Source organism: Streptomyces sp. NPDC046925, from assembly GCF_040644915.1.
Classification (GTDB): domain Bacteria; phylum Actinomycetota; class Actinomycetes; order Streptomycetales; family Streptomycetaceae; genus Streptomyces.
Genome location: NZ_JBEYWZ010000003.1, coordinates 287,833 through 311,346, shown reverse-complemented (window position 1 = coordinate 311,346; position 23,514 = coordinate 287,833). Strand labels below are relative to the sequence as shown.

The following is a 23,514-nucleotide window of genomic DNA, read 5'->3' as shown; positions in this document are numbered from 1 at the left end:
GGAGAGCCAATGCGTACGCACGCCTGGTCGCCCATGGACGGTCGCCCCGCCCCTCAGGGCATGTACGACCCCCGTAACGAGCACGACGCCTGTGGTGTCGGGTTCGTGGCCACCCTCACCGGTGTAGCCAGCCATGAGCTGGTCGAACAGGCGCTGACCGTACTGCGCAATCTCGAACACCGTGGTGCCACCGGCTCCGAGCCGGACTCCGGCGACGGCGCGGGCATCCTGCTCCAGGTTCCGGACGCCTTCCTGCGCGAGGTCGCGGGATTCGCGCTCCCCGAGGCCGGCACGTACGCCGTCGGCATCGCTTTCCTGCCGGTCGACACCGCGGGCACCACCGACGCCGCCGTCTCGCAGATCGAGACGATCGCTTCGGAGGAAGGCCTGACCGTCCTCGGCTGGCGCGACGTGCCCGTCGCCCCCGAGCTGCTCGGTGCCACCGCCCGCTCGACGATGCCCGTCTTCCGGCAGATCTTCGTGGCCGACGGCGAGAGCACCGGCATCGCGCTCGACCGCAAGGCCTTCGTCCTGCGCAAGCGTGCCGAGCGTGAGGCCGGGACCTACTTCCCCTCGCTCTCCGCCCGGACGATCGTCTACAAGGGCATGCTGACCACCGGCCAGCTGGAGCCGTTCTTCCCCGACCTGTCCGACCGCCGTTTCGCCACGGCCGTCGCGCTCGTCCACTCGCGCTTCTCCACGAACACGTTCCCGAGCTGGCCGCTCGCACACCCGTACCGCTTCGTCGCGCACAACGGCGAGATCAACACGGTCAAGGGCAACCGCAACTGGATGCGGGCGCGTGAGTCGCAGCTCGCCTCCGGCCTGTTCGCCTCCGCCTCCGAGGCCAGCACCGACAAGCTGGACCGGGTCTTCCCGATCTGCACCCCGGACGCCTCCGACTCGGCGTCCTTCGACGAGGTGCTAGAACTCCTCCACCTCGGTGGACGTTCGCTTCCGCACTCGGTCCTGATGATGATCCCCGAGGCGTGGGAGAACCACGCGTCGATGGACCCGGCCCGCCGCGCCTTCTACCAGTACCACTCCACGATGATGGAGCCCTGGGACGGCCCGGCCTGTGTCACCTTCACCGACGGCACCCAGGTCGGCGCCGTTCTCGACCGCAACGGTCTGCGTCCAGGGCGCTACTGGGTCACCGACGACGGCCTCGTCGTCCTCGGCTCCGAGGTCGGCGTCCTGGACATCGACCCCGCGAAGGTCGTCAAGAAGGGCCGCCTCCAGCCCGGCCGCATGTTCCTCGTCGACACCGCCGAGCACCGCATCGTCGAGGACGACGAGATCAAGGCCGCCCTCGCCGCCGAGAACCCGTACGAGGAGTGGCTGGAGGCCGGTGAGATCGAGCTCTCCGACCTGCCCGAGCGCGAGCACATCGTGCACACGCACGCCTCCGTCACGCGCCGCCAGCAGACCTTCGGCTACACCGAGGAAGAGCTGCGCGTCATCCTCGCGCCGATGGCCAAGACCGGCGGCGAGCCGCTCGGCTCCATGGGCACGGACACCCCGATCGCCGCGCTCTCCGAGCGCCCGCGGCTGATCTTCGACTACTTCACGCAGCTGTTCGCGCAGGTCACGAACCCGCCGCTGGACGCCATCCGTGAAGAGCTCGTCACGTCCCTGCACTCCTCGCTCGGCCCGCAGGGCAACATCCTGGAGCCGACCGCCGCGACGTGTCGCAGCGTCACGCTGCCCTTCCCGGTGATCGACAACGACGAGCTCGCCAAGCTCATCCACATCAACGCCGACGGCGACATGCCCGGCATGACGGCCGCGACGCTCTCCGGCCTCTACCGCGTCAGCGGCGGCGGCGACGCGCTGGCCGCCCGCATCGACGAGATCTGCACCGAGGCCGACGCCGCCATCGAGGCCGGCGCCCGCCTGATCGTGCTCTCCGACCGGCACTCCGACGCCGAGCACGCGCCGATCCCCTCGCTGCTGCTCACCGCGGCCGTCCACCACCACCTCATCCGCACGAAGCAGCGCACCCAGGTGGGCCTGCTCGTCGAGGCGGGCGACGTCCGCGAGGTCCACCACGTGGCCCTCCTCATCGGCTTCGGCGCCGCGGCGGTCAACCCGTACCTCGCGATGGAGTCCGTCGAGGACCTCGTCCGCGCCGGTACGTTCCTGCCCGCCGACGAGGACGGCGGGGCCGAGACGGCCATCCGGAACCTGATCTACGCGCTCGGCAAGGGCGTCCTGAAGGTCATGTCCAAGATGGGCATCTCGACCGTCGCCTCCTACCGCGGCGCGCAGGTCTTCGAGGCCGTCGGCCTCGACGAGGCCTTCGTCGAGCGGTACTTCAGCGGTACGACGACGAAGATCGGCGGCGCCGGTCTCGACGTCATCGCCAAGGAGGTCGCCGCCCGGCACGCCAAGGCGTACCCCGCCTCCGGCATCGCGTCGGCGCACCGCGCGCTCGACATAGGCGGTGAGTACCAGTGGCGCCGCGAGGGCGAGCCGCACCTCTTCGACCCGGAGACGGTCTTCCGCCTGCAGCACTCCACGCGCAACCGCCGCTACGACATCTTCAAGAAGTACACGGACCGCGTGAACGAGCAGTCCGAGCGGCTGATGACGCTGCGCGGCCTGTTCAACCTGAAGTCGGACCGGCCCTCGATCTCCGTCGACGAGGTCGAGTCGGCCGCCGACATCGTCAAGCGGTTCTCGACCGGCGCCATGTCGTACGGCTCGATCTCCCGCGAGGCGCACGAGACGCTCGCCATCGCCATGAACCAGCTGGGCGGCAAGTCCAACACCGGTGAGGGCGGCGAGGACCCGGAGCGCCTGTACGACCCGGCGCGCCGCTCGTCCATCAAGCAGGTCGCCTCCGGCCGCTTCGGTGTGACCTCGGAGTACCTGGTCAACGCCGACGACATCCAGATCAAGATGGCGCAGGGCGCCAAGCCCGGCGAGGGCGGCCAGCTGCCCGGCCACAAGGTCTACCCGTGGGTCGCCAGGACGCGTCACTCGACGCCGGGCGTGGGCCTGATCTCCCCGCCGCCGCACCACGACATCTACTCCATCGAGGACCTGGCCCAGCTGATCCACGACCTGAAGAACGCGAACCCGCAGGCGCGGATTCACGTGAAGCTGGTCTCCGAGGTCGGCGTCGGCACGGTCGCCGCGGGTGTCTCCAAGGCGCACGCGGACGTCGTCCTGATCTCAGGCCACGACGGCGGTACGGGCGCATCGCCGCTGACCTCGCTCAAGCACGCGGGCGGTCCCTGGGAGCTCGGCCTCGCCGAGACCCAGCAGACGCTGCTCCTCAACGGCCTGCGCGACCGCATCGTGGTCCAGACGGACGGCCAGCTCAAGACCGGCCGTGACGTCGTCATCGCCGCGCTGCTCGGCGCCGAGGAGTTCGGTTTCGCGACCGCGCCGCTCGTCGTCTCCGGCTGCGTCATGATGCGCGTCTGCCACCTGGACACCTGCCCGGTCGGTATCGCCACGCAGAACCCGGCGCTGCGCGAGCGCTTCTCCGGCAAGGCCGAGTACATCGTCAACTTCTTCGAGTTCATCGCCGAAGAGGTCCGCGAGATCCTCGCCGAGCTCGGCTTCCGCTCCATCGAGGAGGCCGTCGGCCACGCCGAGCTCCTCGACACCGAGCGGGCCGTGAACCACTGGAAGGCGCAGGGCCTGGACCTGGAGCCGCTCTTCCACGTGCCGTCGCTGCCCGAGGGCGCCGTGCGCCACCAGATCGCGGCCCAGGACCACGCCCTGGAGAAGGCGCTCGACAACGAGCTGATCAAGCTCGCCGCCGACGCGCTCAACGCCCCCAGCGCGACCGACGCCCAGCCGGTCCGCGCCCAGGTCGCGATCCGCAACATCAACCGCACGGTCGGCACCATGCTCGGCCACGAGGTGACCAAGAAGTTCGGTGGCGCGGGCCTGCCCGACGACACCATCGACATCACCTTCACCGGCTCGGCGGGCCAGTCGTTCGGCGCGTTCGTGCCGCGCGGCGTGACCCTGCGCCTGGAGGGCGACGCCAACGACTACGTCGGCAAGGGCCTCTCCGGCGGCCGTGTCGTCGTCCGCCCGGACCGCGGCGCCGACCACCTCGCCGAGTACTCGACGATCGCCGGCAACACCATCGCGTACGGCGCGACGGGCGGCGAGCTGTTCCTCCGCGGTCGCACGGGCGAGCGGTTCTGCGTCCGCAACTCTGGCGCGACGGTCGTGTCCGAGGGCGTGGGCGACCACGGCTGCGAGTACATGACCGGCGGCCACGCGGTGGTCCTCGGAGAGACGGGCCGCAACTTCGCGGCCGGTATGTCCGGCGGCATCGCGTACGTCATCGACCTCGACCGGGACAACGTCAACGCCGGCAACGTGGCCGCCGTCGAGGCCCTGGACGACTCCGACAAGAAGTGGCTGCACGACGTCGTGCGCCGCCACCACGAGGAGACCGGGTCGACCGTCGCCGAGAAGCTGCTCGCCGAGTGGGACTCCGCCGTGGAGCGCTTCAGCAGGATCATCCCCAGCACGTACAAGGCAGTGCTCGCCGCCAAGGACGCCGCCGAGCGAGACGGTCTCTCGGAGACCGAGATCACCGAGAAGATGATGGAGGCGGCGACCAATGGCTGATCCCAAGGGCTTTCTGAACCATGGCCGCGAGGTCGCGCAGACCCGCCCGGTGGGCGAGCGCGTCCAGGACTGGAACGAGGTCTACGTTCCCGGCTCCCTCCTCCCGATCATCTCCAAGCAGGCGTCGCGCTGCATGGACTGCGGCATCCCGTTCTGCCACCAGGGCTGTCCGCTGGGCAACCTGATCCCCGAGTGGAACGACTTCGCCTACCGCGAGGACTGGTCGGCCGCCTCCGAGCGGCTGCACGCCACGAACAACTTCCCGGAGTTCACGGGCCGCCTGTGCCCGGCGCCCTGTGAGTCGGCGTGCGTGCTCGGCATCAACCAGCCGGCCGTCACGATCAAGAACGTCGAAGTGTCGATCATCGACAAGGCGTGGGACGCCAACGACGTGCTGCCCCAGGCGCCCGACCGGCTCTCCGGCAAGACCGTCGCCGTCATCGGCTCGGGCCCCGCGGGTCTGGCCGCCGCCCAGCAGCTGACGCGGGCCGGTCACACGGTCGTCGTGTACGAGCGCGCCGACCGCATCGGCGGCCTCCTGCGCTACGGCATCCCCGAGTTCAAGATGGAGAAGCGCCACATCAACCGCCGCATCGAGCAGATGCGCGCGGAGGGCACCAAGTTCCGTACGGGCGTGGAGATCGGCCGCGACATAGACGCGGGGAAGCTGCGCAAGCGGCACGACGCCGTGGTCATCGCCGCGGGCGCCACCATCTCCCGCGATCTGCCGGTGCCGGGCCGTGAGCTGAACGGCATCCACTTCGCCATGGAGTACCTGCCGCTCGCCAACAAGGTCCAGGAGGGCGACTTCGTGGCGCCCCCCATCACCGCCGAGGGCAAGCACGTCGTGGTCATCGGCGGCGGCGACACCGGCGCGGACTGCGTGGGCACCGCCCACCGCCAGGGCGCGGCCTCGGTCACGCAGCTGGAGATCATGCCGCGGCCGGGCGAGGAGCGGAACGCGGGCCAGCCCTGGCCGACCTTCCCCATGCTCTACAAGGTCACCTCCGCGCACGAGGAGGGCGGCGAGCGGGTCTACTCCGTCTCGACCACCCACTTCGAGGGCGACGAGGACGGGAACGTCCAGTTCCTGCACCTCACCGAGGTCGAGTTCATCGACGGCAAGCTGACCCCGAAGCCGGGCACGGAGCGCAAGATCCCCGCCCAGCTGGTCACCCTCGCGATGGGCTTCACGGGTACGGACCGCGAGAACGGTCTGGTGGACCAGTTCTCCCTGGACCTCGACGAGCGCGGGAACGTCGCCCGTGACGGCGAGTTCCAGACCAACGTTCCCGGCGTGTTCGTCGCCGGTGACGCGGGTCGCGGCCAGTCGCTCATCGTCTGGGCGATCGCCGAGGGGCGCTCGGCCGCGAAGGGCGTGGACCGCTTCCTCACCGGTGCGAGTGATCTTCCGTCCCCGATCCGGCCGACTGACCGTTCACTGATGGTCTAGTACCGCCCCCAGTACGTCCCGTACAACGGCGTACGGAACTGATGCGACGCCCGCCTAGTCCCCGACCGGACCAGGGCGGGCGTCGTGGCGTTTCGGCACCCGGTGCCCGGAATTTCGCTGCACCCCGTGCAACGCTCATTGCTTGCAACGCAAATCACGTTTCGGCCCCGCTTAGCCGAATGGGTCTAGACCGCACCGAGCCCCTGTGACCACAATCGCTCCCACAAACGGATCGGCGCAGTAATCAGCACGAACCCACGAGGGGGCCGGTATGAAGCGACGGGTCATCGCGGCAGGTATCGCCATGACGCTCGGACTGACCGCGACGGCATGCGGCGGCGATGACGGGAGCGACGGCGGCGACAAGGCGGACGGCAAGGGCAAGACCCTGACCGTGTGGATCATGGAGGGGACCAACCCCGACGCCAGGCCCTTCTTCACCGAGGCCGGCAAGGCCTTCGAGAAGAAGACCGGCGCCAAGATCCACGTCGAGTACCAGCAGTGGGCCACCGCGCAGAAGAAGTTCACCACCGCCATCGAGGGCGGCGAGGACCAGGTCCCGGACGTGGCCGAGGTCGGTACGACCTGGGTGCCGCAGTTCGCCGAGACCGGCGCGCTCGTCGACGTGACGGACAACGTGAAGAAGTCGGGCCTGGGCGACGACCTGGTCGAGGGGCTGAAGGACGCGGGCACGCTCGACGGCAAGCAGTACGGCATGCCCTGGTACGCGGGCGTACGCAGCATCGTCTACCGCAAGGACATCTTCGAGAAGCACAAGCTGAAGGCGCCGACCACCTGGAAGGAGCTCCAGTCCGCGGCCAAGACGCTCAAGGACAAGGAGCCCGGGATGATCCCCTTCCCGGTCGCGGGCGGCGCCGAGATGTTCGCCGCCCCCTTCATCTGGGGCGCCGGCGGCGAACTCGCCACCGAGCAGGGCGGCAAGTGGAAGTCCGGCATCAACTCGCCGGAGGCCGTGAAGGGCATCGAGTTCTACACGGGCCTCGCCACCAAGGACAAGGTCTCCCCGGCCAAGGTCAACACCTGGACGGAGAAGGAGGTCGGCGACGCCTGGAACAAGGGCCAGGTCTCCATGGCCGTCGGCGGCAACTGGACCCCCAAGGCCATCGTCGACGCCAACCCCGACCTGAAGGGCAAGCTCGCCGCGGTGCCGATCCCCGGCCAGAACGGCGGCATGAGCAAGTCCTTCCTCGGCGGCTCCTACCTGTCCACGTTCGACACGGACAAGAAGGACCTCGCCTGGGAGTTCGTGAAGATGCTGACCACGGGTGACTTCGCGGCCAAGTGGGCCGGCGAGACCAACTACTTCCCCGGTCAGAACTCCGAGCTGAAGAAGATCGAGGCGAAGAAGGACCCGCTGGTCGAGCCCTTCGCCAAGCAGATGCTGGAGGCCGGCGCGACCGTCCCCAAGACCAAGGCGTACGGCGAGATCCAGGCCTCCAAGGTTATCCCCGGCATGGTGCAGTCCATCCTGACCGGCAAGTCCTCCGTCCAGGAGGCGGCGGACAAGGCCGCCAAGGACATGGACGCCATCTTCGCCAAGGACAAGTAGGCAAGGGCGAGTCGGCACTGTGAAAAGCACGCTTGTCGGCGGCGGGCCCGAGGAAGACACCACGGTCCGCCGCCGCCCCGCCACCCGACCGGAACACGAAGCAGCACTCCGCAAGAAGAAGCTGGTCTCCCTCGCCAGGCCCTGGCTGCTCCTCGCGCCGTCCCTCGTGGTCCTCGCCGGCCTGCTGCTCTGGCCGCTGATCCAGGTCGGCAAGCTCTCGCTGCAGGACTACGCCGTCAAGTTCGGCGGCGGCGTCGGCACGTACACCGGATTCGACCACTACACCGATCTGCTCGGCAGCGGGCTCCTGTGGAAGACGGTCCTGCCCAACACGGCGTTCTTCGCGATCGCCTGTGTCGGCCTCACCGTCGCGCTCGGCACGCTCGTCGCCCTGCTGCTCAACCGCCTCGGCACGACCTGGCGGCTCATCTGCTCCATCGCGATCCTCGCGGCCTGGGCGATGCCCGCCGTCACCGGAACGTACGTCTGGATCTGGCTCTTCCAGCCGCAGGACGGCATGGTCAGCCAGATCGCGGGCTCGATCGGACTCATCGACCCCGAGACCACCAACTGGTTCACCGAGCGCGGCCCGTTCTACGCGATCGCGACCCTGAACGTCGTGCACCACGGATTCCCGTTCGTCGCCATCACCGTCCTCGCGGGCCTGATGACGATCCCCAAGGAGCTCTACGAAGCGAGCGAACTCGACGGCGCCAACGCATGGCAGCGGTTCTGGAACATCACGGTGCCGACGATCAAGCCGGTCTTCCTCGTGGTGACCATCCTCTCCACCATCTGGGACTTCAAGGTCTTCACCCAGATCTATCTGATGCCGGGCGGCGACGGAGCCAACGAAGAGGTCTACAACCTCGGCGTCTTCTCCTACATCCAGGCGTTCGCCAAGAACGACTACGGCACGGGCGCGGCAGCCGCGGTCCTGCTGACCCTGCTGCTTCTGGCCATCACGATCGTCTACATCCGCACGCTGTTCCGGCAGGGGGAGGAGGACCTGTGACGACCCGCCGCACCACACCCGCCGCACGCATCGGCCTGCCCGTCGCGGTCGCCGCGCTGCTGCTCTTCACGCTCTTCCCCGTGTACTGGATGATCTCCACGGCGCTCGACCCGAAGGCGGTCACCCGCGGTTCGGACGTGCTGCCCAGCGGCATCAGCTTCGAGCACTTCACCTATGTGTTCGAGAAGGGCAACTTCGGTACGTATCTGCTGAACTCGGCGCTCGTCGGCTTCGGCACGATCCTGGCCGCCGCGCTGCTCTCGCTCTTCGCGGCCATCGCGGTGGCCCGCTTCAAGTTCCGGTTCCGCACCTCCGTACTGATCATGGTCCTGATAGTGCAGATGGTGCCGCTCGAGGCGCTCGTCATCCCGCTCTTCATCCAGATGCGGGACTACGACATGCTCAACTCGCTGCTCGGCCTGACGATCGTCTACGTCGCGCTCTCGCTGCCCTTCGCGATCTGGACCCTGCGCGGCTTCGTCCAGACCATCCCCAAGGAGGTCGAGGAGGCGGCGTACATCGACGGGGCTTCCTGGTGGCGGATGTTCCGGTCGGTGCTGCTTCCGCTGGTCGCCCCCGGACTCGTCGCGACCTCGATCTTCGCCTTCATCACGGCGTGGAACGAGTTCGTCTTCGCCTACACCTTCATGAAGGGCAACGACAAGTACACGGCCGCCGTCGGCATTTACCAGTTCTTCGGTGAGAACTCCACGGCCTGGGGCCCGGTCATGGCCAGCTCCACGCTGGTCACCGTGCCGGTGATGATCTTCTTCGTGATCGTGCACCGCAAGCTCGGCTCGGGCCTGGCGGCGGGAGCCGTCAAGGGCTGAGCCCCGGGGGGAGGCGTTCGGGGGCTACGGAACCCTGAACGTCTCCCCGTACACCTTCCAGGTCAGCGGCGTCTTCAGGCCCAGATTGCCGTCATAGAGGAACTCCCGCTGGGCCGTGTCCACGCGCGTCGTGTCGCGGTGCGACTTCTCCTCCTTCATGGCCGCCCGGCGGATGTCCAGGAAGATGTCGAGGTACGCCTTCTCCTTGCCGCCCTGCGCGGGCGTGTCCGCCTCCTTGAGCGCCGCCTCGCGCAGGCCGTAGAAGCCGCGCGGCCCGGTGCCGGGGCCGTGCAGGACCATCGCGTCGTAGTAGATGAACTGCCCGAGCGTGCCGAGCCCGTCGAGCTTGGCGAGGCGGACCGCGGGGTCGAAGTAGATGCGGTCGCGGGCGCTGTTCTGGGCCTTGCGGAACGCGGGCTCCTCGGCCTCCGCCTTCCAGGCCTTGGTGAAACCGGGGTCCAGGCCCTCGTGCGAGTCCGTGCCGTCGACCTTGCGCAGGGCGGGCAGATAACGGGCGAGGCCGTTGTCCGGGTGGTCCTTCGTGTACCGCTCGACGAGGGTGAGCAGGTCGTGCGTGCCGGTGCAGAAGCCGATGATCCCCGCGGTGTAGCCGTGGTCGTCGTCGATGTCCTCGATGTAGCCGTACTGCCCGCGCCAGTTCAGCGTGGAGTTCTCCGCGCTGGCTATCAGCTGCTGGGCCAGCTCCTTCTTCGCGGGCGCCGCGAGGCCCGGCGGAAGGTCCGCGATCAGTTCGTCGTCGGCCTTGATCTCGGCCGCCGACTTGTCCTTGTCGTAGGGCCGCTGGGTGCCGGGCCCCCGCTGATCGGCTCCGGCGGCATCGCTGTCCGAGTCCCCGCCCAGGAGATAGACGGCGACCGTGGCGACCGGGGCGACGGCGAGAAGGAGGAGGCCTGCACGTTTCATTCGCACAAGATTACGTGCGGTTTCGCGGTAGCGCGCCTTCCGGATCTGCCCGGAGCCGCTTCTATTGACTATTAGTCAATTTCGCATCAGTCTCGGGTGCCGTACCCGGCCATGGGAGGCCCTATGAGCACCGAAGCGCGGGAGCAGCTGGGCAAAGAGCTGCGCGACGAACCACCTGAGTCCGTCGGGCAGTTGCCGCCCGAACAGCTGACAGTGCTGGCCGACGCGCTCAGGCGCGAGCGCGAGAGCCGCGCGTCGGGCCTGAACGAGGCCGCCGAGGAGGCGCTGAAACTCGTCCCGGCCCTCGCCCGCGGCCCCGTACGCCGCATTCTGTTCCGATAGGAAGGGCACGGGTCATGGACAAGCTGCGGAGCAGGGCGGAGACCCTGAAGATCGCGCGCCTTCTCGACGTCGACCCGGACGGGCTCGCCTTCCTGCGGGCGCTCCCCGTCGAGGACGTACGCCGCTTCCGCGAGCAGTGCGTCGCCGCGCTGTTCGACCGTACGCCCGAGATGCTGGACCGGATCGCGTCCGCGACGAAGCTGGTTCCCGCCGGGGTGGCGGCCGCCATCTCGCAGAAGGCGCTCGGCCCGCGGCTCGCCGCCGGGGTCGCCGGACGCCTCGAACCGACGCGGGCCGCGGACATCATCGAGAAGCTGCCGGTGCCGTTCACGGCGGAGTCGTGCGGGCATCTCGACCCGCGCAGGATCAAGGGCATCGTCGACCGGCTCGACGAGGGCCTGGTGGTGCGGATCGCGGTCTCGCTCGCCGAGCGGGGCGACTACCTCACGATGGGCCGCTTCGTGGGCTACCTGCACGACTCCTCACTGCGCCGGATCCTGCCGCAGGTGGACGACGCGGCGGTCCTGCGGACCGGCTTCCTGATCGACGTGCCCGAACGGCTCGGGCAGATCATCGAGCTGATGGGCGCGGAGCGCCTCGCGTCGGTCATCGCCTCGGCCTCGGAGGCGGGGCTGTGGCCGGAGGCGCTGGCGGTGGCCGGGATGGTGCCGGGGGAGCAGCGCGGGCGCATCGCCTCGCTCGCCGCGGCGCGTCCGCCACAGGAGCTGGATTCCCTGGTCGTGACGGTGAGCGAGCAGGACCTCTGGGAGGCGCTGCTTCCGGTGGTGGCGCTCCTCGGGGACGAGGAGCGGCGTGCGGTCGCGGGGCTTCCTTCCCTGCGGGACGCGCAGGTGCTCGGCGGGGTGGTGCGGGCGGTGGTGGCGACCGGCTTGTGGGCGGAGTTCCTGCCGCTGGTGGGGGCGTTGCCGGGGGAGTCCCGGCAGGTGGTTGCCGATGCGGCGGGGGCGCTGCCTTCGGCCGACCTGGACGCGCTTGCCCTGGAGGTGGACAAGCGGGACCTGTGGGATCTGGTGATGCCGCTGGTGGAGCTGATGGACGACGCGGCGAAGGAGCGGATCTTCGAGCTGCCGGCGTTCCAGGAGCAGGCGGGGTAAAGCGGTCCCTGCGGGGCTTTCCCCAATCCCGCCCCTTCCCGAAACTGGGGCTCCGCCCCAGACCCCGACAAGATGGCCTCAAACGCCGGACGGGCTGAAGGGTTTCAGCCCGTCCGGCGTTTGAGGACGAACTCGGCGGAGCCGGTGATGACGTCCACCAAGACCCCCGCGTCGAGCGGGTTTTCGGGAAGGGGCGGGGTCGGGGAAAATCACCCCGCCGTCGACCCGCCGTCCACGGCGAACTCCGCGCCCGTGATGTACGACGACGCCTCCGAAGCGAGGAACAGGATCAGCTCCCCGACCTCCTCGGGGCGGCCCATCCTGCCGAGGGGCAGATGCGACCAGTCCCGCCCCGCGGAGGCCGAGGAGATCATCGGCGTGTCGATCGCCCCCGGATGCACGGAGTTCACCCGGACCCCGTACTCCGCGAGGTCCAGCGCCGATGACCGGGTGAGCCCCCGCAACCCGAACTTCGTGGAGCCGTACGCCGCATGCCCCCGTATCCCCACGAGCCCCGCCGTGGAGGAGACATTGACGATCGACCCCCCGCCCGCCTCCCGCAACGCGGGCAGCACCGCCTGGATCCCCAGAAACGGCCCGAGCAGATTGACCCGCACCAGAGCCTCGAAGTTCTCGTACGTCTCGTTCTCCACGGACGCCGTCCGCCACAGCGCGGCGTTGTTGACGAGCGCGTCCAGCCGGCCGAAGGCGCTCACCCCGGCCGCCACGGCCGACGCCCAGCTCGCCGCGTCCGTGACGTCATGACGTACGAACAGACCCTGATCGCCCAGGGACTCGGCGACGGCCCGCCCCTCCTCCTCCCGCACGTCCGTGACCACGACCCGCGCCCCGGCCTCCGCGAAGAGCCGCGCCTCGGCGGCTCCCTGCCCGCGACCCGCGCCGGTGATCAGGACGGCCTTGCCGTCGAGCCCGTACGAGATCACCGGCCGACCATCCGCTCCCGCAACGCGAGAATCGTCCGCGTATCGAGCCCCAGGCCCTTGCGCAGATAGCCGCCCAGGCTGCCGTACTTCTGCTCGGCCTCGGCCAGCGCCGCATCCAGATAGCCGGTGCGGACCTCCTGGAGGGGGATCAGCAGGTCGGGGTTCTGCATCAGGCCGGCCTGCTTCAGACCCTCGCGTACCTTCGCGTCGTACGCGGCGCGGTAGGTGTTGGATGCCAGGAAGTCGCCCACGGCGGTGTGCTCGGGGACGCCGACGGCGCGCAGCAGCAGGTAACTGGTCCAGCCGGTGCGGTCCTTGCCCGCCGTGCAGTGGTAGAGAAGCGGCGAGCCCGTTGATCCTTTGCCGCCCCCGGCGATGTCGCGCAGCGTCGTCGCGAACTGCGCGCGGTTCGAGGCGTCGGTGACGAAGGTGCGGTAGACCTCGCGCATGAAGGCGTCCGCCTTGCCGTTGCCCAGCATCTCCTCCTGCTTGACCGGGTCCCTGGAGCCGATCACGGTCATCAGCGTGACGAAGAGACCGTTGTCGTTGACGGGCCTGGACGTCGCGGTGAGCCCGGCGGGCAGCCGGTCGGGGCCGTCGTTCTGGACCTCGGCCGGCACCCGGAAGTCGACGACCTTCTTCAGGCCGAGCCCCGCGAGGGTGGTGACGTCGGCGTCGGTGAGCTTCGCCAGGGCGTCGGCGCGGAAGACCTGGCCGTAGCGGACCCGCTCCCCGTCGTAGGTGCGGTAGCCGCCCAAGTCCCGGACATTGACGGCCCCTTGGAGCGGAACCAGGCGTACGCCGTCGGCTGCCGGGCGGGAGTGAAGCGGGGCGGTGTGCCGGGCCGCACCGCGCTCGGACGCGGTGGACGCGGCGGACGCGGCGGATTCGGCGCGGGCCGCCCCGGCGGGCAGTGCGCCCAGGGCGAGCGCGCAGACCGCGACTCCGGCTGCCGTACGAGCCGCCGAATGTACCGCCGAACGTGCCGCCGTACGTGTGCGGGTGATGCGCATCGGGCCGCCTTCCTCGGTAGCGGTCGCCCTGGCCACTCGTCCATCAACCAAGCGATTGTTTGGTTGACGAAGGTAGCGGGGTGCCCCGACACAGGGAAGGTGCGTGCGGCAGGTAGCTGACGGGGTGTTACATGGTGGCGGGCCACTCGCGCGAGCGCTCGGCAGGGCGCCCCGACATGCCCGGCAGCCTCGTCCTCGCGGGCTCGCTGGCCGCGATCGTGCTGCCGCTGGTGCAGGGCCGCGCCAACGGCTGGCCGCTGTGGGGCTGGCTCTGCATTGCCGGGGGAGTGCTCGCGCTCGTCGGCCTCGCGCTGGTGGAGGGCAGGCGGGACGCTTCGCGCGGGACCGTGCCGCTGCTGCCCTCCCGCGCCTTCCGGCTCCCCGCGTTCTCCGTGGGCGTCGTCGTACAACTGCTCTTCGCGCTCGGCATGCAGGGCTTCTTCCTCGTCTTCGCGATCTGGCTGCAGGGCGGCGAGGGCTACACGCCGATGCAGGCGGGCGTCGTGACCGTGGCGTTCTCCGCGGGCGGCTTCCTGACCGCGCCGGTGGCGGACCGGCTCGCGGTGCGATTCGGGCGCCTGGTCCTGGCCGCCGGGTCGCTCCTGATGGCCGGCGGCTTCGGCTGGGTCTGGTCGGCGGTCACGTCGTCCGCGCAGGCCCACACCGGGGCGTGGCCGCTGGTGCCGGGGCTGCTCGTGGCCGGTGCGGGGCTCGGACTGCTCGTCGTGCCGCTGGTGAACGTGGTCCTGTCCGCGGTGCCCGCCGACATCGCTGGCGGGGTGTCCGGGATCTTCTCGACGGCCCAGCAGTTCGGCGGCGCCCTGGGCGCCGCCGTGATCGGCACGGTCTTCTTCGAGCACGCCTCGTCGGGCCTGACGCAGGCGCTCACCGCGGTCATGCCCTGGGTGGTGGGCGGCTTCGTGCTCTGCGCGGTCCTGTGCCCGGCGCTGCCGCGCAAGGCGCTGCTGCGAGTGGAGTAAGGCGGCGCCCCCACCCCGTACGGTGCACGAGGGACCCGGGAACACGGGGTCCCTCGTCCGTGTTAGGCTTATGCGTCGCAGTTTTGGTACCCATGAACTTTAGGTGCGCCTGACGGGAAACTCCGAGGGCGCATTATTGTTTTTCTCCGGTCTCTCCGGTGATGGGGGTCATTGCAGCGCTTGGAATCCACAATTCCGTGGTTTTCCTTACTCTGCCCCTGTTGAGGAGATTGACATGGCAACCGGCACCGTTAAGTGGTTCAACTCGGAAAAGGGCTTCGGCTTCATCGAGCAGGACGGCGGCGGCCCCGACGTCTTCGCCCACTACTCGAACATCGCGTCCTCGGGCTTCCGTGAGCTCCTCGAGGGCCAGAAGGTCTCCTTCGACGTCACGCAGGGCCAGAAGGGCCTGCAGGCCGAGAACATCGTTCAGGCCTGAACGTCTTAGCACGCGAACCTCATAGCCGAGGCCCGCACCGTCAGTGGTGCGGGCCTCGGCTTGTGCTGTCACCAGGCCCAGGAAGGCATTTCCGTATGAATCGCTCCGAACGCCCTGCGCGTCCTGCCCGCAGGCGCTCCACGAACGCACGCGGAAAGGCCCCGGTGGCCGGCGGCGGCCAGGCGAGGGGTGCCGCGAAGAAGCCGGGCCGGCCCAAGGCGAGGCCCGTACAGGGTGAGTTCGCGCTGCCCGAGAGCATCACGCCCGCACTGCCCGCGGTCGAGGCGTTCGCCGACCTGGACATGCCCGAGGCCCTCCTCAAGACGCTGGCCGCGCAGGGCGTGACCGAGCCCTTCCCGATCCAGGCCGCCACCCTGCCCAACTCCCTCGCGGGCCGCGACATCCTCGGCCGTGGCCGCACCGGCTCCGGCAAGACCCTCGCCTTCGGCCTCGCGCTGCTCGCCCGCACCGCCGGCCGCCGCGCCGAGCCGCGCTCTCCGCTCGCCCTGGTCCTCGTCCCCACGCGTGAACTCGCGCAGCAGGTGACGGACGCGCTCACGCCGTACGCCACGGCCGTGAACCTGCGCATGTCGACGGTCGTCGGCGGCCTCTCCATCGCCAAGCAGGCGGGCACGCTGCGCCGCGGCGCCGAGATCATGGTGGCCACGCCCGGACGTCTCAAGGACCTCATCGAGCGCGGCGACGCCAACCTCTCGCAGGTGCGCACGACGGTCCTCGACGAGGCCGACCAGATGGCCGACATGGGCTTCATGCCGCAGGTCACCGCGCTCCTGAAGCAGGTGGAGCAGGGCGGCCAGACGATGCTCTTCTCCGCGACGCTCGACAAGAACATCGACCGCCTGGTCCGGATGTTCCTCGACGACCCGGTCGTGCACTCGGTCGACCCGTCCGCGGGCGCCGTGACGACGATGGAGCACCACGTCCTGTACGTGGCCGACGAGACCGACAAGAAGGCCGTCGCCCTGCGCATCGCCGCCCGCGAGGGCCGGGTGATCATGTTCCTGGACACCAAGCGCGCGGTGGACCGCTTCACCAAGCGGCTGCTCGCCAACGGGGTACGGGCCTCGGGGCTGCACGGCGGCCGTTCGCAGCCGCAGCGCAACCGGACCCTGGACCAGTTCAAGAACGGCCAGGTCACCGCCCTTATCGCCACCAACGTGGCGGCTCGCGGCATCCACGTCGACGACCTCGACCTCGTCGTGAACGTCGACCCGCCCACCGACCACAAGGACTACCTCCACCGCGGCGGGCGTACCGCGCGGGCGGGGGAGTCGGGCAGTGTCGTCACGCTCGTCCTGCCGGACGAGAAGCGGGACATGACGCGTCTGATGTCCGACGCGGAGATCAGCCCGAACACGGCGCGGGTCAAGTCCACGGACGAGGAACTCGCGCGCATCACCGGCGCGCGGGAGCCGTCCGGGGTGCCGGTGGTCATCGAGGTCCCGCAGCAGCAGCAGGCTTCGCCGCAGCGCGGGCGGCGGGGGCGTCCCGCCGGGCAGGGCGGGGGTCAGGGGCAGCGCCGGTCCCGCCCGCAGGGGCAGGCCTCTTCCTCGGGTGGCGGTAAGCCGTCCGCCGGGGGTGGCGGTCGCCCGGCTGCGGGCAGCGGTCGCTCTGCCGCGGGCGGCGGTCGCCCGGCTGCGGGCGGCGGAAACGGTTCGGGGCGTGCGCGTCGTGGGGGGCGTCCCTCCGGGGGCGGTGCGGGGCGTAAGGCGGCGTAGTGCTTGTGCTGCTCGGCGGCGGGGCTGCGTGCCTCGCTGCCGGGCACCGAACAGGCCTTTCCCGCCCACCCACCTGATTCCCCGCGTCCAGTCCTGAGCGAACGGGATGAACGACCTGATGACCGAGAAGCAGCCCCGACAGCCCTCCCGTGAGCGTCAGTTGTTGCCCGTCGTCGGTGATGAACGGCAGGATCTGCGGGCCGACTGCGGTAGTTGCTTCGGGCTCTGCTGCGTCGCCCTGACCTTCTCCAAGTCTGCGGACTTCCCCGTCGACAAGGCCGCGGGCACCCCCTGCACCAACCTCCGGCAGGACTTCCGCTGCGGCATCCACCAGAACCTGCGCCAGAAGGGCTTCTCGGGCTGCACGGTCTACGACTGCTTCGGCGCCGGCCAGAAGGTCTCGCAGATCACGTACGGCGGAACCGACTGGCGGCGGGACCCGGACAGCGCCCGCCAGATGTTCGACGTGTTCCCGGTGATGCGCCAACTCCACGAACTGCTCTGGTACTTGACCGAGGCGATCGCCCTGCCGCAGGCCCGCCCCATCAGGGCCGAGCTCCGCAGCGCGCTGGACAAAGTCGACGGCCTCACCCGGAACGCCCCCGCTGCCGTGGCCGAGACAGACGTGGCCGCGCACCGGGAGGACGTCAACGTCCTGCTCCTGCGCACCAGTGAGCTCGTACGCGCCGGCATCCACCGCAAGAAGAAGGACCGCCGGGGAGCCGACCTGTTCGGCGCCCGTCTCCAAGGGGCCGACCTCCGGGGCGTCACGCTCCGCGGCGCCTACCTCATCGCCGCCGACCTGCGCGGCGCCGACCTCCGCCAGACCGACCTGATCGGCGCGGACTTCCGGGACGCGGACCTGCGGGGCGCCGACCTCACCGGCAGCATCTTCCTGACCCAGTCGCAGGTGAACGCCGCGAAGGGCGACGCCGGGACCAAACTTCCGCCGGCCCTTGCGCGCCCCGCGCACTGGAGCTAGTTCACCGGCGAACGTGCCCCCGTGCTTCTACGTGTCGCATTCGAGCACCGTCCGGCACAACGTGCACCGCGCCCGCGTCCGCCCCCGTACGGGCAACCTGATCCGCTGGCGGCAGGTCGGGCACGGGAACGAGACCCGCAGCGGCACGGAACCGCCGGACGGGCCGCGTGACGCCCCGCCCGATTCGCGGGAGAACGAGTACGCCTCGGCACGGGACGCCGCTCCCGCTCCGCCGGAGCCGTGCTCCAGCGCGTACCGCCGGTCCTTCGCGTACCGCCGCCGCCCCGCCCACCCCGCCGCCGTCAGCGGTGGCTGCTGCTCGTCGCGGCGGGCCTGCGCGAGCCCCTTCGTATAGGCGGTGTACGCCTGCGCGCTGGTGAACCACGTCTCCGGCGCCTCACCGAACGCGATGGCCCGTTTGGCCAGCACGTAACCGAACTCCTCCGGCGTCAGATACCCGAGCTTCTGCGACGAGGCGCCGTCCTCGCGATAGGCGTCCAGGAGGAGCCAGCCCGCCCCCAGGTAGGTGGTGGCGGTGTCGGTGAGGATTTCGTTGTCACGCGTACCGGGGAGCGACAGGTCGAGCCGGTGCAGGTAGACGTGCATGATCTCGTGGGCGAGCGCCGCGCCGATGTCCCTGCGGTGCGTGCGGAAACGGTCGTTCAGCTCGATGAAGTACTCGGGCCCTGCGGCGAGTTCGACGTTCGCCGCGTGTTCCATCTCGCGGAAGCTGACGATCGCGCGGGCGTCCGGAAGGCGGAAGTGGCGCACCATCTCGCGCGCCACCCGCTGCACGCCCAGATGCAGGTCGTCCTGGTCGGAGAAGGCGACGTCGGCGGGGGTGACGCTGGTGTCGAAGGTGTGGACGGTGTCGTACGACAGGCGCTTGTAGAGCGCGGTGATCGCGGAGCGCACCGTCTCCAGGTGAGGGTAGCCGTGCACCACCGGGCCGCCGTCCGACACGTGCGCACCCCCAGAAGACGGTTCGGCTCAACTCAGTTCCACTGTAGAGCCCTTCACCCCGGTCGGAACCAGCCCGCCGACAGGGCCGTGGCCGAAAAGCGCCCCTTGCTCTATGCGGACACTGATCTCCATAATCCGCAACAACGCATTGGCGGGCTCATGCCATTCTCGTGCTGTCGCGGGGAGGGGGTGGGGCCGTGAACGCGTGCAACCCCCCACGAAACCCCCCACGAAGGGAAGCCCGTTGAACACCAAGCTGCGTGGAGTCAAGAGAGCCGCCACCCTCGGTGCCATCGCCCTCGCCTGTGTCAGTCTCCAGCCCGTCGCCGCTTCCGCGGCCCCGCACCCCGGCCCCACCCCGGGTGAGCGTGTCGTCGGCGGTACCCCCGCCGAGCAGGGCGAATTCCCGTTCATGGTCCGTCTGTCGATGGGCTGTGGCGGTGCGCTTTACGCCAAGGACGTCGTGCTGACCGCCGCCCACTGTGTGGACGGTTCGGGCGACAACACGAGCATCACCGCGACCGGTGGTGTCGTGGACCTGGAGTCCTCGGACGCGATCACCGTGAAGTCCACGAAGGTCCTCCAGGCGCCGGGCTACAACGGCAAGGGCAAGGACTGGGCGCTCATCAAGCTCGAGAAGCCGATCGACCAGCCCACCCTGAAGATAGCCAAGGACGACAAGCTCAACGAGGGCGACTTCACCATCGCCGGTTGGGGTGCCGACAAGGAGGGTGGCGAGCAGCAGCGCTACCTGCTCAAGGCGACGGTTCCGTTCATCAGCGACGCGGACTGTGAGGCCGCGTACGGCGACGACCTCACTCCCGGTGAGGAGCTCTGCGCCGGCAAGCTGGCGGAGGGCGGTACGGACACCTGCCAGGGTGACTCCGGCGGCCCCATGTTCCGCAAGGACGAGGCCGGGGAGTACGTCCAGGTCGGCATCGTCAGCTGGGGCAACGGCTGCGCCCGCCCCAAGTTCCCCGGCGTCTACACCGAGGTGTCGACGTTCGCCGGTGACATAGAGAAGGCGGCGTCGGAGCTCTGACGCCAGGTTTGAACGCGGGGTCGGACCGGGTCTCTGGTCCGGCCTCGCGGTCGTTCGCGGGGCGGGTGCGGGTGCGGGTGCGGGTGCGGGTGCGGGTGCGGGTGCGGGGCGTTCCGGCTGCCGAGCCCCCCCCACCCGGCCGAGCTCCCCCCACCCGGCCAAGCCCCCCCCGCCCTGTCGACGCGGGGCAATCGGGTGGGTGGGTGGGAGAGGTTGTTCGGCGCGCTGCAAGGGGTTCCGCTGCTCACGCCCCCCTGCAAGGGACCCCGCTGCTCACGCCCCCTGCAAGGGGCCCCGCTGCTCAAGCCCCCGGCAAGGGAACCCCGTTAGTCCAAGTTCTGGGGTCCCTTTGTCCATGGGCGGAGAACCGCCTCCCGGCGGAGGGTGACCGCACCGAGAGCCGTTTCACGGAGGGGTGCCATGCAGCCGTCAGACACGTCAGGGCCGAGCCGCAGAGCCGTAGTCGCCACGGGCGCGCTCGCCGGGGTCGGCGCAGCCGTCGGCCTCGGGGGCACCGCAGCCGCTGCGGCGAGCCCCGCCACGGCAGGCGAGGCCGTGCTCCGCTCCGCCGACCTCGACGTACGGGTCGCCACCGACTTCCCCCGCGTCATCTCGTACACGGACCGCGCCACCAAGGCGGTACTGCACGCGCAGCCCGAACCCGTCACCACGCTCCTGGTCGACGACGTGACGCACACCCCGAAGGTGACCGTCACCGGCAGCGGGGGCAGCCGCATCGAGTACGTCCTCGCCCTCGGCGGCGGCACCACCCTCACCGTCGAGATCGCCCTGAAGGGGCGCCAGGTGCAGTGGCGCGTGACGGAGATCGACGACACCGACGCCCTGCGCGTCGGCACCCTCCGCATCCCCGGCCTCGCCCTCCTCTCCGTACGCAGCGACCAGCCCGGCGCCGCCCTCCTCGCCGCCAAGATCCAGCTGGACAAGGCCAAGAGCGGCGACACCGAGGTCAGGCCGGGCCCCGACACCCCGGCAGAAGCGGCCACCGGATGCGCGTACGCGGTCGTCGCGCACGACACGCTCGGCGGCGCCGTCGAGACCAACACCGTCTACGACAAGCCCACCACCGAGGCCGGAACCACCTGGGACAACGGCAGGCTCTGGCGCGAGACCGTCAGGAGGGACGGCTACGTCGAGGCCCGCCTGACCCCCGGCCAGTGGACGCACCGCGCGGCCACCGCCGCCGTCGGCGACACCGAGCCGCTCCCGTACGCCACCGTCGTCGTCACCGGCGACCGCAACGGCGACGGCAAGGTCGACTGGCAGGACGCCGCCATCGCGTTCCGCGACATCATGGTGAAGCCGCTCGGCGCGGACGAGCAGCATCTGCGCGTCGTCCCGCACATCCCGTTCAACTTCGCCTCGCAGGCCACGAATCCGTTCCTCGCGACCCTCGACAACGTCAAGCGCATCCACCTGGCCACGGACGGCCTGCGGCAGTACACGCTGCTCAAGGGCTATCAGTCCGAGGGGCACGACTCCGCCCACCCCGATTACGCGGGCAACTACAACGCGCGCGCGGGCGGCCTCGGCGATCTCAACACCCTGGTCAGGGAAGGCAAGAAGTGGAACAGCGACTTTAGTGTGCATGTGAATGCCACGGAGTCCTATCCCGTCGCGAACGCCTTCTCCGAAAAGCTCGTCGACAAGGCAAACGAGCAGTGGGACTGGCTGGATCAGAGCTACCGGATCGATCAGCGACGGGACCTCGTTTCCGGCGATATCGGCAAGCGGTTCGCCGATCTGCGGGGAGAAGCCGATGGTGCGCTCAATGCCCTTTACATCGATGTTTTCCGTGAGTCCGGGTGGACGTCCGACCGGCTTCAGCGCGTCCTGCGGAAGCAGGGCTGGATCGTCACCAGCGAGTGGGGGCACGGCTTCGAGCGCTCGTCGGTCTGGTCGCACTGGGCGACGGAGCCGGATTACGGACCTGACACCTCGCGAGGCATCAATTCGCGGCTGATCCGCTTCATCCGCAACCACCAGAAGGACGTCTTCGCCGACAAATGGCCGACACTTCTGGGCATTGCCCGCATGGGTAATTTCGAAGGATGGGTCGGAAAGACCGACTGGTCCTATTTCTACGATCTGATCTGGACCGACTCGCTGCCCGCGAAGTATCTCCAGGCCCATCCCATCAAGTCGTGGGGCGAGCACGAGATCAGTTTCTTCGGGGAGGGCGCGACGAAGGTCTCCGACACCGGCGGCACCCGCCGCATCGAGACCGACGGCCGTGTCGTCTACGACGGCGGGAGCTATCTGCTTCCCTGGGAGCCGCGCAAGGCCACCGACCCCGGCAAGCTCTACCACTACAACCCCAAGGGCGGGAAAGCGAGTTGGGAGCTGCCCCGCGGCTGGTCGGGGCTCCGCAAAGTCGCGCTGTACCGGCTCACCGACCAAGGGCGGGTCCTGGTCGGCGATGTCCCGGTGCGCGGCGGCAAGGTGACCCTCGACGCGAAGGCCAAGCAGCCCTACGTCCTCTACCGCTCGCGTACCGCCGCCGTGCCCGACCCCGGCTGGGGCCAGGGCACCCCGCTGCGCGACCCGGGCTTCAACTCCGGCTCCCTGGACGGCTGGAAGGTCTCCGGCCCCGCCTCCGTGGCGCTCAGCAAACTCGGTGACTATGAACTGGTCGTCGCCCCCGGCGGCAAGGCGGCCGTCGGCCAGCGGCTGCGCCGCCTGAAGGCAGGGTCGTACGTCGCCTCCGTACAGGTCGAGGTGGGGGAGAAGGCCGGCGACGAGCGGAAGGCCGCCCTGGAGGTGCGCACCGCCGACGGTGTCACCGCCGCCAACTGGACGCGGACCTCCACGGCGGGCAACTACGTGGCGGCCGACCGCAAGCACGGCACCCGGTTCCAGCGGATGTCCGTGCCCTTCACCGTCCCCGAGGGCGGCGGACCGGCGGAGCTGACGCTCAAGGCCGACGAGGGGCACGCGCGCGTGCGCTTCGACAACGTGCGTATCGTCCCGGCACCGGGCGGCGGCTCCCCCGGAGGGGGACGGCTCGTCTCCGAGGACTTCGAGCGGGTGCCGCAGGGCTGGGGGCCCTTCGTGAAGGGCGACGCGGGGGACGTCACCGACCCGCGTACGCACATCGCGCAGCGGCACGCGCCGTTCACGCAGCGCGGCTGGAACGGCAAGGCGATCGACGACGTCATCGACGGCGCCCAGTCCCTCAAGTCACGCGGCGAGAACAAGGGGCTCGTATACCGCACCGTCCCGCACACCGCCCGCTTCGAGGCGGGCAAGCGCTACCGCGTCTCCTTCCGGTACGAGAACGAGAAGGCGGGACAGTACGCCTGGATCACCGCCGTGGACGAGCCCGCCGCCCGCGAGACCGATCGCAAGGAACTGCCGGTGGCGACCGAGCCGACCGTCCTGACCTACGAGTTCACCGCCCCGGCCAAGGGCGAGGCATGGGTCGGGCTGCGCAAGACCGGCGACGACGGCACCGCGGAGTTCGTTCTCGACGCCTTCGAGGTGCGCGAGATCTGATGAACCCCCCGTCGGAGAGGCCCTTCAACGCCTCTCCGACGGGGT

Annotated in this window: 17 protein-coding genes; 13 read left to right on the top strand and 4 right to left on the bottom strand. The window is 69.8% G+C overall.

Going from position 1 to position 23,514, the window contains the following annotated elements:
- The first annotated feature begins 9 nt into the window (after positions 1–9).
- The 5 genes from gltB (at position 10) to ABZ906_RS14600 (ending at position 9,473) form a co-directional block, all read left to right on the top strand.
- Positions 10–4,605, top strand: coding sequence for a glutamate synthase large subunit (gene gltB, locus ABZ906_RS14620; RefSeq protein WP_361381934.1), 4,596 nt, complete (start codon positions 10–12; stop codon positions 4,603–4,605).
- Complete coding sequence (locus tag ABZ906_RS14615; RefSeq protein ID WP_361381931.1) at positions 4,598–6,058, top strand: glutamate synthase subunit beta; 1,461 nt, start codon at positions 4,598–4,600, stop codon at positions 6,056–6,058. The genes gltB and ABZ906_RS14615 overlap by 8 nt, the downstream gene beginning before the upstream one ends.
- A 271-nt stretch (positions 6,059–6,329) precedes the next feature.
- On the top strand, positions 6,330–7,628 hold the full coding sequence (locus tag ABZ906_RS14610) for a sugar ABC transporter substrate-binding protein (RefSeq protein ID WP_361381928.1): 1,299 nt from the start codon (positions 6,330–6,332) through the stop codon (positions 7,626–7,628).
- A gap of 19 nt (positions 7,629–7,647) precedes the next feature.
- Positions 7,648–8,643, top strand: coding sequence for a sugar ABC transporter permease (locus tag ABZ906_RS14605; RefSeq protein WP_361381925.1), 996 nt, complete (start codon positions 7,648–7,650; stop codon positions 8,641–8,643).
- Positions 8,640–9,473, top strand: a complete 834-nt coding sequence (locus ABZ906_RS14600) for a carbohydrate ABC transporter permease (protein WP_361188658.1) — start codon at positions 8,640–8,642, stop codon at positions 9,471–9,473. Before ABZ906_RS14605 ends, ABZ906_RS14600 begins: the two co-directional genes overlap by 4 nt.
- A 24-nt stretch (positions 9,474–9,497) precedes the next feature.
- On the opposite strand, the gene ABZ906_RS14595 is transcribed toward ABZ906_RS14600, so the two are convergent.
- Complete coding sequence (locus tag ABZ906_RS14595; protein WP_361188655.1) at positions 9,498–10,397, bottom strand: chitosanase; 900 nt, start codon at positions 10,395–10,397, stop codon at positions 9,498–9,500.
- A gap of 123 nt (positions 10,398–10,520) precedes the next feature.
- Here ABZ906_RS14595 and ABZ906_RS14590 point away from each other — a divergent pair, with 123 nt between their 5' ends.
- Positions 10,521–10,739 (top strand): hypothetical protein, encoded by a 219-nt coding sequence (locus ABZ906_RS14590; RefSeq protein ID WP_361188653.1) that lies wholly within the window; start codon positions 10,521–10,523, stop codon positions 10,737–10,739.
- A gap of 14 nt (positions 10,740–10,753) precedes the next feature.
- A complete protein-coding gene (locus ABZ906_RS14585; RefSeq protein ID WP_361381922.1) occupies positions 10,754–11,854 on the top strand; it encodes a hypothetical protein in 1,101 nt (366 codons plus the stop codon).
- 209 nt (positions 11,855–12,063) lie between these two features.
- On the opposite strand, the gene ABZ906_RS14580 is transcribed toward ABZ906_RS14585, so the two are convergent.
- Positions 12,064–12,795, bottom strand: coding sequence for a glucose 1-dehydrogenase (locus tag ABZ906_RS14580; RefSeq protein WP_361383167.1), 732 nt, complete (start codon positions 12,793–12,795; stop codon positions 12,064–12,066).
- The gene (locus tag ABZ906_RS14575) at positions 12,795–13,811 is read right to left on the bottom strand and encodes a tyrosine-protein phosphatase (protein WP_361381919.1); all 1,017 of its coding nucleotides are present in this window, start codon (positions 13,809–13,811) and stop codon (positions 12,795–12,797) included. Before ABZ906_RS14575 ends, ABZ906_RS14580 begins: the two co-directional genes overlap by 1 nt.
- Positions 13,812–13,942: 131 nt before the next feature.
- Between ABZ906_RS14575 and ABZ906_RS14570 the strand changes: the two genes are divergently transcribed.
- The 4 genes from ABZ906_RS14570 to ABZ906_RS14555 all read left to right on the top strand — a co-directional run bounded on the left by ABZ906_RS14570 (position 13,943) and on the right by ABZ906_RS14555 (position 17,951).
- A complete protein-coding gene (locus ABZ906_RS14570; protein WP_361381916.1) occupies positions 13,943–14,791 on the top strand; it encodes an MFS transporter in 849 nt (282 codons plus the stop codon).
- Positions 14,792–15,026: 235 nt separating this feature from the next.
- The gene (locus tag ABZ906_RS14565) at positions 15,027–15,230 is read left to right on the top strand and encodes a cold-shock protein (RefSeq protein ID WP_361188643.1); all 204 of its coding nucleotides are present in this window, start codon (positions 15,027–15,029) and stop codon (positions 15,228–15,230) included.
- Positions 15,231–15,325: 95 nt separating this feature from the next.
- Entirely contained in the window at positions 15,326–16,969 is a 1,644-nt protein-coding gene (locus ABZ906_RS14560) for a DEAD/DEAH box helicase (RefSeq protein ID WP_361381913.1), read from the top strand.
- A 118-nt stretch (positions 16,970–17,087) separates the two neighbouring features.
- Positions 17,088–17,951 carry a pentapeptide repeat-containing protein gene (locus ABZ906_RS14555; protein ID WP_361381910.1) on the top strand — a complete coding sequence of 288 codons (864 nt, stop codon included), beginning with the start codon at positions 17,088–17,090 and terminating at the stop codon, positions 17,949–17,951.
- Between the two features lie 27 nt (positions 17,952–17,978).
- Here ABZ906_RS14555 and ABZ906_RS14550 read toward each other — a convergent pair whose 3' ends face one another.
- The gene (locus ABZ906_RS14550; protein WP_361381907.1) at positions 17,979–18,914 is read right to left on the bottom strand and encodes a hypothetical protein; all 936 of its coding nucleotides are present in this window, start codon (positions 18,912–18,914) and stop codon (positions 17,979–17,981) included.
- A 244-nt stretch (positions 18,915–19,158) separates the two neighbouring features.
- On the opposite strand from ABZ906_RS14550, the gene ABZ906_RS14545 reads away from it, so the two are divergent.
- Both ABZ906_RS14545 and ABZ906_RS14540 read left to right on the top strand, forming a co-directional pair.
- Entirely contained in the window at positions 19,159–19,956 is a 798-nt protein-coding gene (locus tag ABZ906_RS14545) for a serine protease (RefSeq protein WP_361188632.1), read from the top strand.
- A 420-nt stretch (positions 19,957–20,376) separates the two neighbouring features.
- Positions 20,377–23,469: an endo-alpha-N-acetylgalactosaminidase family protein gene (locus tag ABZ906_RS14540; protein WP_361381904.1), complete on the top strand. Its 3,093-nt coding sequence runs from the start codon at positions 20,377–20,379 to the stop codon at positions 23,467–23,469.
- Positions 23,470–23,514: the final 45 nt, after the last annotated feature.